Annotated in this window: 9 protein-coding genes; 7 read left to right on the forward strand and 2 right to left on the reverse strand. The window is 63.8% G+C overall.

Annotated elements, in window-relative coordinates; genetic code table 11:
* The 4 genes from EN935_RS15320 to EN935_RS15335 all read left to right on the forward strand — a co-directional run.
* Positions 1-401 (forward strand): rod-binding protein (locus EN935_RS15320; protein WP_127373418.1); only part of this gene is annotated, 401 nt, incomplete at its 5' end.
* A 98-nt stretch (positions 402-499) separates the two neighbouring features.
* Entirely contained in the window at positions 500-925 is a 426-nt protein-coding gene (locus tag EN935_RS15325) for a hypothetical protein (protein ID WP_109659337.1), read from the forward strand.
* A gap of 97 nt (positions 926-1,022) precedes the next feature.
* The gene (locus EN935_RS15330; protein WP_109659335.1) at positions 1,023-1,538 is read left to right on the forward strand and encodes a hypothetical protein; all 516 of its coding nucleotides are present in this window, start codon (positions 1,023-1,025) and stop codon (positions 1,536-1,538) included.
* Between the two features lie 198 nt (positions 1,539-1,736).
* Positions 1,737-2,021, forward strand: a complete 285-nt coding sequence (locus EN935_RS15335) for an SCP2 sterol-binding domain-containing protein (protein WP_056582750.1) — start codon at positions 1,737-1,739, stop codon at positions 2,019-2,021.
* A gap of 94 nt (positions 2,022-2,115) precedes the next feature.
* On the opposite strand, the gene EN935_RS15340 is transcribed toward EN935_RS15335, so the two are convergent.
* On the reverse strand, positions 2,116-2,685 hold the full coding sequence (locus EN935_RS15340; protein ID WP_127373419.1) for an N-acetyltransferase: 570 nt from the start codon (positions 2,683-2,685) through the stop codon (positions 2,116-2,118).
* Positions 2,686-2,783: 98 nt separating this feature from the next.
* Positions 2,784-3,917 (reverse strand): ornithine/lysine decarboxylase, encoded by a 1,134-nt coding sequence (gene odc2, locus EN935_RS15345; protein ID WP_127265948.1) that lies wholly within the window; start codon positions 3,915-3,917, stop codon positions 2,784-2,786.
* A 540-nt stretch (positions 3,918-4,457) separates the two neighbouring features.
* On the opposite strand from odc2, the gene EN935_RS15350 reads away from it, so the two are divergent.
* From EN935_RS15350 to EN935_RS15360, 3 genes are all read left to right on the forward strand, one after another.
* Complete coding sequence (locus EN935_RS15350; protein WP_127265950.1) at positions 4,458-5,654, forward strand: amidase; 1,197 nt, start codon at positions 4,458-4,460, stop codon at positions 5,652-5,654.
* Between the two features lie 2 nt (positions 5,655-5,656).
* Entirely contained in the window at positions 5,657-6,556 is a 900-nt protein-coding gene (locus tag EN935_RS15355; RefSeq protein WP_109659329.1) for a LysR family transcriptional regulator, read from the forward strand.
* Between the two features lie 175 nt (positions 6,557-6,731).
* The coding region (locus EN935_RS15360; protein WP_127373420.1) for a DUF1007 family protein at positions 6,732-7,352 on the forward strand (621 nt) is incomplete at its 3' end.

A 7,352-nucleotide genomic window follows, 5' to 3' on the forward strand; every position in this document is an offset into this window, starting at 1 on the left:
CCGCCGACAAGGCTGCCGCCTCAACCGATCCCGCCAAAAAATTCAAGAAGTTCGAGGCGATGGTGCTGCAGACCTTCATCCAGAACATGCTGCCCAAGGACACCGAAGGCGTCTATGGCAAGGGCCTAGCCGGCGACATGTGGAAATCGCAGCTTGCCGAGCGGGTGGCCGACGTCATGGCCGAACGCGGCGGCATCGGCATCGCCAAGTCGATGCTTGCCGACCACTATCTCGAAGGCAAGCGCGTCGTGCCGGTCGGGCCGGTTTCGGGCGGGCCGGAAAAGACCGAGATCGATCAACAGAACAGCCTGTCGACCTCGCTGGTGCATGAATTGCAGCGCAGGGCGGCGCGGTCGATCACCGGTGACGAGACCACCATCAAGACAGACATCAAGATCTAGGGCATGTCCCGGAACCGGGAACCGGTTTTGGGAAGATCATGCTCCAACCAAGCAGATAGTGCGTATCCGAGTTTCAATCTAACCAGACCGGGATTTTCATGGCCGACTTTTCGGAATTCACCCCCAACCTGCCAGCCCGCACGACCGCGTCGGAAGCGCCGATCCCGTTCGCGCGGCCTGGCAACCTCGCCGCCATCATCGGCCGCATCGAGGAAGTGGTCGAGGAAGAGACGGCCGGCATCCGCACCGCCACCAACTACGATCTCAAGGCGTCGAACGCCCGCAAGAGCCGCTACCTCTACGAGCTGACTCGCGCCATGAAAGGCGGCAGCGAAGCCGAGTTCCTCGAACAGCATCGCGAGGGCCTGACCCGACTGCGCCAGAAGCTGGCGAAGAACGAGGCGGCGATCCTGGCGCACCTCAGCGCGGTCAACGAAGTCGCCAGCCTGTTGCGGCACGCCATCCAGCGCGCCGAAACCGACGGCACCTATTCCGCCGGCGAGTTCGGCTGGGCGAAGGCATGATGCCGAACGCAAGGGACAGATCGGCGATCCTGCCCAGGCAACAGCGCAGTGCCGCGTTGCCATCGCAAGGGAATGACCAAGGGGATAGCAGGGCCCGATGATCAAGGTCATCGCCATCGCCGTCTGGATCTGCGCCGCCACGCTCGGCGCCGTGTTCTATTCGTTCCAGGCTGCGGGCGAAAAGGGTGTCGGCGAAAAGCCGAAGCCGATGCTGGGCGGCCTCGACTACGTCAAGACCGACATCATTTCGGTGCCGCTGATCCGCGATTCCCAGATCGGCGGCTATTTCCTGACCAAGCTCGTCTACACGGTCGAACCCGAGCAGATAAAGAAGCTGTCGATTCCGGCGGAGGCGCTGATCACCGACCAGGTCTACTCTTACCTTTATTCCAATCCGCAGATCGACTTCACCAACAAGGCGACGATCGATCTCGATGCCTTCCGTGCAGCGATCCGCGATACCGTCAACGCGCGTGTCGGCGCCCCTTTGGTGCATGAGGTTCTGATCGATCAGGTCAATTTCCTGTCGAAGGACGAAATCCGCGACAACTGGCTGCGCCGCAAGAAAAGCGAGACGGCGAGCGAAATGACCAAGGCGTTCAAGGAACACTGAGTTGCCTTGCTCACAGGCCTCGATCCCATCGGGCCTCGCCTGCCGCGTCGGCGGGAACCAACCACCGGAATTCGCGTTGACGTAAACGTCAACCCAAAGCTATATGCGGCAGCGACCGTGATCGCGAAACCGCGGCATGGGCTTCGGCTGGATCGAAGCGCCGTTGCGAGACAGATGCAACCAGACAAGGAGAACAGCGTGAGCGTTCAGGAGATTGCCGAGAAGATCAAGTCGCGCGTGGCAAGCAGCGGGTTCGATCGTTCCGTGAAATTCGACACCGGCAGCGACGGCGTCATCGTCATCGACGGCGCGACCGTCTCGACATCAGACGCGCCCGCCGATTGCACCATCAAGCTCTCGCTCGACGATTTGGATTCGCTGATCGCTGGTGACCTGAACCCGACTATGGCGTTCATGACCGGCAAGATAAAGGTCGAAGGCGACATGACCGTCGCCATGGCGCTCAGCCAGTTGATCGGCTGAAGGCATCCAGCCGCCCAAGGCGGCGCCCCCAATCGCGAAAAAACGCCGCCTTTTCGGGCGGCGTTTTTGCATGAGCTGCCGGCGGCTTCGTGTCTCAGGCCGCCGATGTCAATTCCTGCGCCTTCAGCTTGCGACCGGCAGCCTTCAGCGTGCCGTGCACGCCGTCAAGCGCGCCTTCCACCAGCTCCAGCGCCAGCAGGCGGTGCCGCTCATAGGGTCCCGGCATGGCCAGCGAACCGGTCCTGGCGGCCGAGAAGCCGAAGCGTCCATAGTAGGGCGCATCCCCGACCAGCAGGATCGCGGCGTGGCCAAGGCGCGCCGCCTCGGCGATGGCATGACGCATCAACGCCGAGCCGATGCCGGCACTCTTGAGCGACGGATCGACGGCGAGCGGGCCAAGCAGCAGCGCTGCCTTGCCGCCCTCGCCCAGCGTGACATCCCACAGCCGCACCGTGCCAGCCACGGTGCCCGACGCATCGCGGGCGACGAAGGCCAGGCCCTCCGACGGCCGGCGGCCGCGACGCAGCTTCTCAGACGACTTTTTCCGCCGCTTCGGCCCCATGGCCCGATCGAGCAACGCCTCGCGCACCGCAACGTCGGCGGCGGTTTCGGCGACCATCACAAAGGCCGGCGCGTGGCCCACGATTTCAACTGACATTGCCATTTCCGCAACCCTTCACGGGCGGAGACTGTTCCACAGGCGAGCCCAGGCGGGCGATCTGTTCGCCCGCGCCGGATGATCTGATCGGTTCTTTCGAACCGTCAGATCACGTAGGATCGGAGAGGCTCGAAGCCGTTGAAGGCGACCGCCGAATAGGTGGTCGTGTATGCCCCGGTACCTTCGATCAGCACCTCGTCGCCGATGGTCAGCGACAAAGGCAGCGGATAGGGCGTCTTCTCGTACATCACGTCGGCCGAATCGCAGGTCGGGCCGGCGAGCACGCAGGGTGCTGTCTCCGTGCCGTCATGCGCGGTGACGATCGGGTAGCGGATCGCCTCGTCCATCGTCTCGGCCAGGCCGCCGAACTTGCCGATGTCGAGGAACACCCAGCGCACATTGTCGTTGGCGGCCTTCTTCGAGATCAGCACGACTTCCGACTTGATGACGCCGGCATTGCCGACCATGCCGCGGCCCGGCTCGATGATGGTCTCGGGAAGCGCATTGCCGAAATGCTTGCGCAGCGCCGAGAAGATCGCCTGGCCATAGGCCTGGGCCGCCGGCACGTCACGCAGATAGCGCGTCGGGAAACCACCGCCCATGTTGACCATCTTCAAGACGATGCCTTCCTCGGCGAGCGTCGCGAACACCACCTTGGCGTCGGCCAGCGCACGGTCCCAGGCGGTCAGGTCGGTCTGCTGCGAGCCGACATGGAACGACACGCCATAGGCGTCGAGGCCGAGCCCCTTGGCATGGCGCAGCACGTCGACGGCCATCGCCGGCACGCAGCCGAACTTCCGCGACAGCGGCCACTCGGCGCCCTCGCCATCGGTCAGCACACGGCAGAACACGCGGGAGCCTGGAGCGACACGGGCGATCTTCTCGACCTCTTCGACGCAATCGACGGCGAACAGGCGGATGCCGAGCTGATAGGCGCGTGCGATGTCACGCTCCTTCTTGATGGTGTTGCCGAAGGAGATGCGGTCCGCCGGCGCACCGGCGTCCATCGCCATCTCGACTTCGGCAACGGAAGCGGTGTCGAAGGACGAGCCCATCGCAGCAAGCAGGCGCAGGATTTCCGGCGCCGGGTTTGCTTTCACCGCATAGTAGATCTTCGAATCGGGTAGCGCCTTCTCGAAGGCGCGGAAATTGTCGCGCACGACGTCGAGGTCGACGACGAGGCAGGGGCCGGTCGGACGTCGGGTGGCGAGGAAGTCAAGGATGCGCTGGGTAGCCATCGGGGTCTCTCCATCAGCGCCTTTCGGCGCGCAATAAAGCTGCGGAACGCGGGCTGTCAGCCTCGCGAACACGCGGTGGACAAAGGCGGGACGGAAATCCATGGAACCAGCCGGTGGAGACCCCGGAACCATGAAGCGCCGTCTCGCGGCGGTGAACCTTGGCCTTGCCCGGCCTCGGTTCGCTTTGTCTGCCTTGGCTTGGATGGGAGACCCGTCCGCACTGCCGGCAATGAAGGTGTGCCTCTTCAGTAACCCCGGTTTTTGGACAACCGGCAGAACACCAGAAAGGCCCGCACCGTCGTTGCTTCAAGGTGTCCTCGGGCTGGCGGTTGGCCGCTAGACCGACTGGAGGGGTTGGCTCCAGTTACCTTACCGATTTCCCTCACCATTCGAGGATCGGCGGACACCCACAGGCACGTGCGACTTTGGGCAAGCGCGATATATGGCTGGTTGCCGTCACAATCAATAAAAATCGTATCCCAGGTTGTAAAATTTCTGGCATCGAACGATGTTGCGGCAACCGTATCCGGATATCGAACGATGACAGGCACGCACGGCCCTCTCAACGCCTTTCTCTATCTTCGCCAGATGCCGGTGGCACATGCCGAACTCGGGCCCCTGGCCGGCCTGCGGCTGGCCGTCAAGGACATCTACGACGTCGCCGGCTACCGCACCGGCTGCGGCAATTCCAGGAAATTCGCTGAAAGCCCCGCCGCTTCGCGCACGGCACCCGCCGTGCAGATGATTCTCGATGCCGGCGCACGCTTCGTCGGCAAGACGCAGACCGACGAGCTTGCCTTCGCGCTGTTCGGCCAGAATGCGCATTTCTCGTTTCCGGTGAACCCGGCAGCGCCCGACCGCGTCACCGGCGGCTCGTCATCGGGATCGGCGGCGGCAGTGGCGGGCAGGCTGGCCGATATCGCCACCGGCTCCGACACCGGCGGCTCGATCCGCGCGCCGGCGAGCTTCTGCGGATTGATCGGGCTGCGCACCACACATGGCCGCATTTCGCTCGATGGCTCGATGAAGCTGGCCCCGAGCTTCGACACGTTCGGCTGGTTCGCCGACGATATCGAGACCTATGAGACCGTCGGCAAGCTGCTGCTCGGCCGCGACCCGCACCAGCACACGCTCGACCGGCCGCTGGCGCTGGAATGGCTGGATGGGATGGTCGCCCGCCCAGCGATTGCCGAATATGCAGGAATGAAGGCGCTGGCGAGCGCGGTCTTCGGCCCGCCTTTGACGCAGGCAATCCGCTTCACCTCATCCGCGGATGAACTCTACTGGTGCTTTCGCCGGCTGCAGGCCAGGGAGGCCTGGGCGGTGCATGGCGAATGGATCACAAGCGGTGAGCGCGACCTCGGCCCCGGCGTTGAAGAGCGCTTCGGCTTTGGCCGTGCCGTCGACGACAAGACAGCCCAGGCTGAAAAGGTGCGCCGGCTGACCTTTCGCGGCGAACTGAGCGCCCTGCTCGGCAAGGACGGCTTCCTTGTCCTGCCGACGGTGCCGGGCCCAGCGCCCTACGTCGACAGCACGCCGGAGCAGTTCCAGGCCTATCGCGAACGGGCGCTCCAGCTTCTGTGCCTGGCCGGCCTGTCCGGCTTCTCGCAAATCACCCTGCCCATCGGCTCGGTCGCCGGCGCCCCGTTCGGCCTGTCGCTGCTTGGGCCTTCCGGCAGCGACATTGCCCTGATACGGCTCGGCCGGAAACTCCTCGACGCGGCACGAAAGGCCTGACCATGGACACACTGACCCGCATGCGTGCCTTCATCGACGTGGTCGAAGCCGAGGGCTTTTCGGCGGCGGCGCGCAAGATCGGCCGTTCCAAGGCCCTTTTGTCGAAATATGTGCGCGAGCTGGAAGACGAACTCGGCGCGCTGCTCCTCAACCGCACCACGCGCCAGTTCTCGATGACCGAGGCCGGCCACACCTATTACCGGCGCGCCTCGGAGATCGTGCGCGAGGTCGACAGCCTGGCCGACGCCGTGCGCGAATCCTCCGGTGACGTGCGCGGCCGGATCAAGCTGTCAGCGCCGCGCACCTTCGCCGACGCGCCGATCGGCCAGTCGCTGATCGATTTCGCCAAGCAGCATCCCGACATTGTGCTCGACATCCAGCTCGACGACCGCTTCGTCGATTTGGTCGAGGAAGGCTTCGACCTGGCGGTGCGCATCTCGCGGCTGGAAAACTCGTCGCTGATCGCCAGGCGGCTGGCGCCATTTTCGATAAAGCTCTGCGCCTCTCCCGAACTGATCGCCAAGCATGGCACGCCGACACGGCCGCAGGATCTCAGCCGAATGCCCTGCATCGTCGACACCAATGGCCGCGGGCTGAACAACTGGCCGTTCAAGGGCGACAATGGCGATCCGGTGAGCGTTTCGGTGTCGGGTCCGATCGAGGTCAACAGCCCAATGACGGCGAGAGCCGCGGCCGTGGCGGGGCTCGGATTTTCCGTCCTGCCGGATTTCATTGCCGCTCCCGACCTCGCGAGCGGCCAGCTGGTGTCGGTGATGGATGACCGCATCCTGTCGGGCGGCGGCATCTTCGCCGTCTACCCGCACCGCCGCTATCTGCCGGCCAAGGTCCGCGTCTTCGTCGACTTCCTGGTGCAGTGGTTCAGGACGCGTGAGGCCGCTTAACCGGTTTCAGCCCTCAAAGCGCGTTGCGCCACGACGCGCTTTGAGTTTTTGGCGTGCGTGTCGTCGTCCCAAAACCGCGGCGCACTTTTGGGCGACACGCAGCAGCGGTCCCAATTTCGCCCCCTTTCTGGTAACTCTCGACATCTCTCCGAGGCCGATGGAATCGCGACCGAGAATGCACCTGAAACGGCACGCTATCATGCTGGCTTCGGCCTTGGCGGCGACCTTCGCCGCCACTGGACCAGCTGAGGTGCACCCGCACGTCTTCGCCGAGGCCCGCCTTGACGTGATCCTCTCCCCGGATCACCAAAGTGTGAAAGCGCTGCGTCACCTCTGGCGCTTCGACGATCTGTTTTCCTCGACGGTGATGATGGAGTTCGACAAGAACTCCGACCTGAAGCTCGACGACAAGGAGCTGAAGGAGGTCGCCGACACCGTCCATGCCTCGCTGGCCGAGTTCAATTACTTCCAGCTCGTCACCGTTGACGGCAAGGACGTGGCGATGACACCGCCGCCGCATCTGATGGCCAATTTCGACAACGACCAGTTGATCATCCTGTTCGAATCCGAGCCGAAGGTGCCGATCAAGCTCAACGGCAAGATCGACATCGGTGTCTACGACCCGACATTCTACACCGCGATCGACTTCACCGAGGATTCCAACATCACGGTTGAAGGCCTGCCGTCGAATTGCACCAGCAAGGTGATCCGTCCGGACCCGGACGAGGCGATCAAGGAAAACCAGAAGACCCTCACCGATGCCTTCTTCAACGATCCGACCGGCACCGACATGAGC

The organism is Mesorhizobium sp. M7D.F.Ca.US.004.03.1.1 (assembly GCF_003998635.1).
Lineage (GTDB): Bacteria > Pseudomonadota > Alphaproteobacteria > Rhizobiales > Rhizobiaceae > Mesorhizobium > Mesorhizobium loti.

Coding starts and splice junctions, on each gene's coding strand:
- EN935_RS15355 (WP_109659329.1), top strand. CDS start 5,657: ATGGACACACTGACCCGCATGCGTGCCTTCATCGACGTGGTCGAAGCC.
- EN935_RS15340 (WP_127373419.1), bottom strand. CDS start 2,685: ATGGCAATGTCAGTTGAAATCGTGGGCCACGCGCCGGCCTTTGTGATG.
- EN935_RS15350 (WP_127265950.1), top strand. CDS start 4,458: ATGACAGGCACGCACGGCCCTCTCAACGCCTTTCTCTATCTTCGCCAG.
- odc2 (WP_127265948.1), bottom strand. CDS start 3,917: ATGGCTACCCAGCGCATCCTTGACTTCCTCGCCACCCGACGTCCGACC.
- EN935_RS15325 (WP_109659337.1), top strand. CDS start 500: ATGGCCGACTTTTCGGAATTCACCCCCAACCTGCCAGCCCGCACGACC.
- EN935_RS15330 (WP_109659335.1), top strand. CDS start 1,023: ATGATCAAGGTCATCGCCATCGCCGTCTGGATCTGCGCCGCCACGCTC.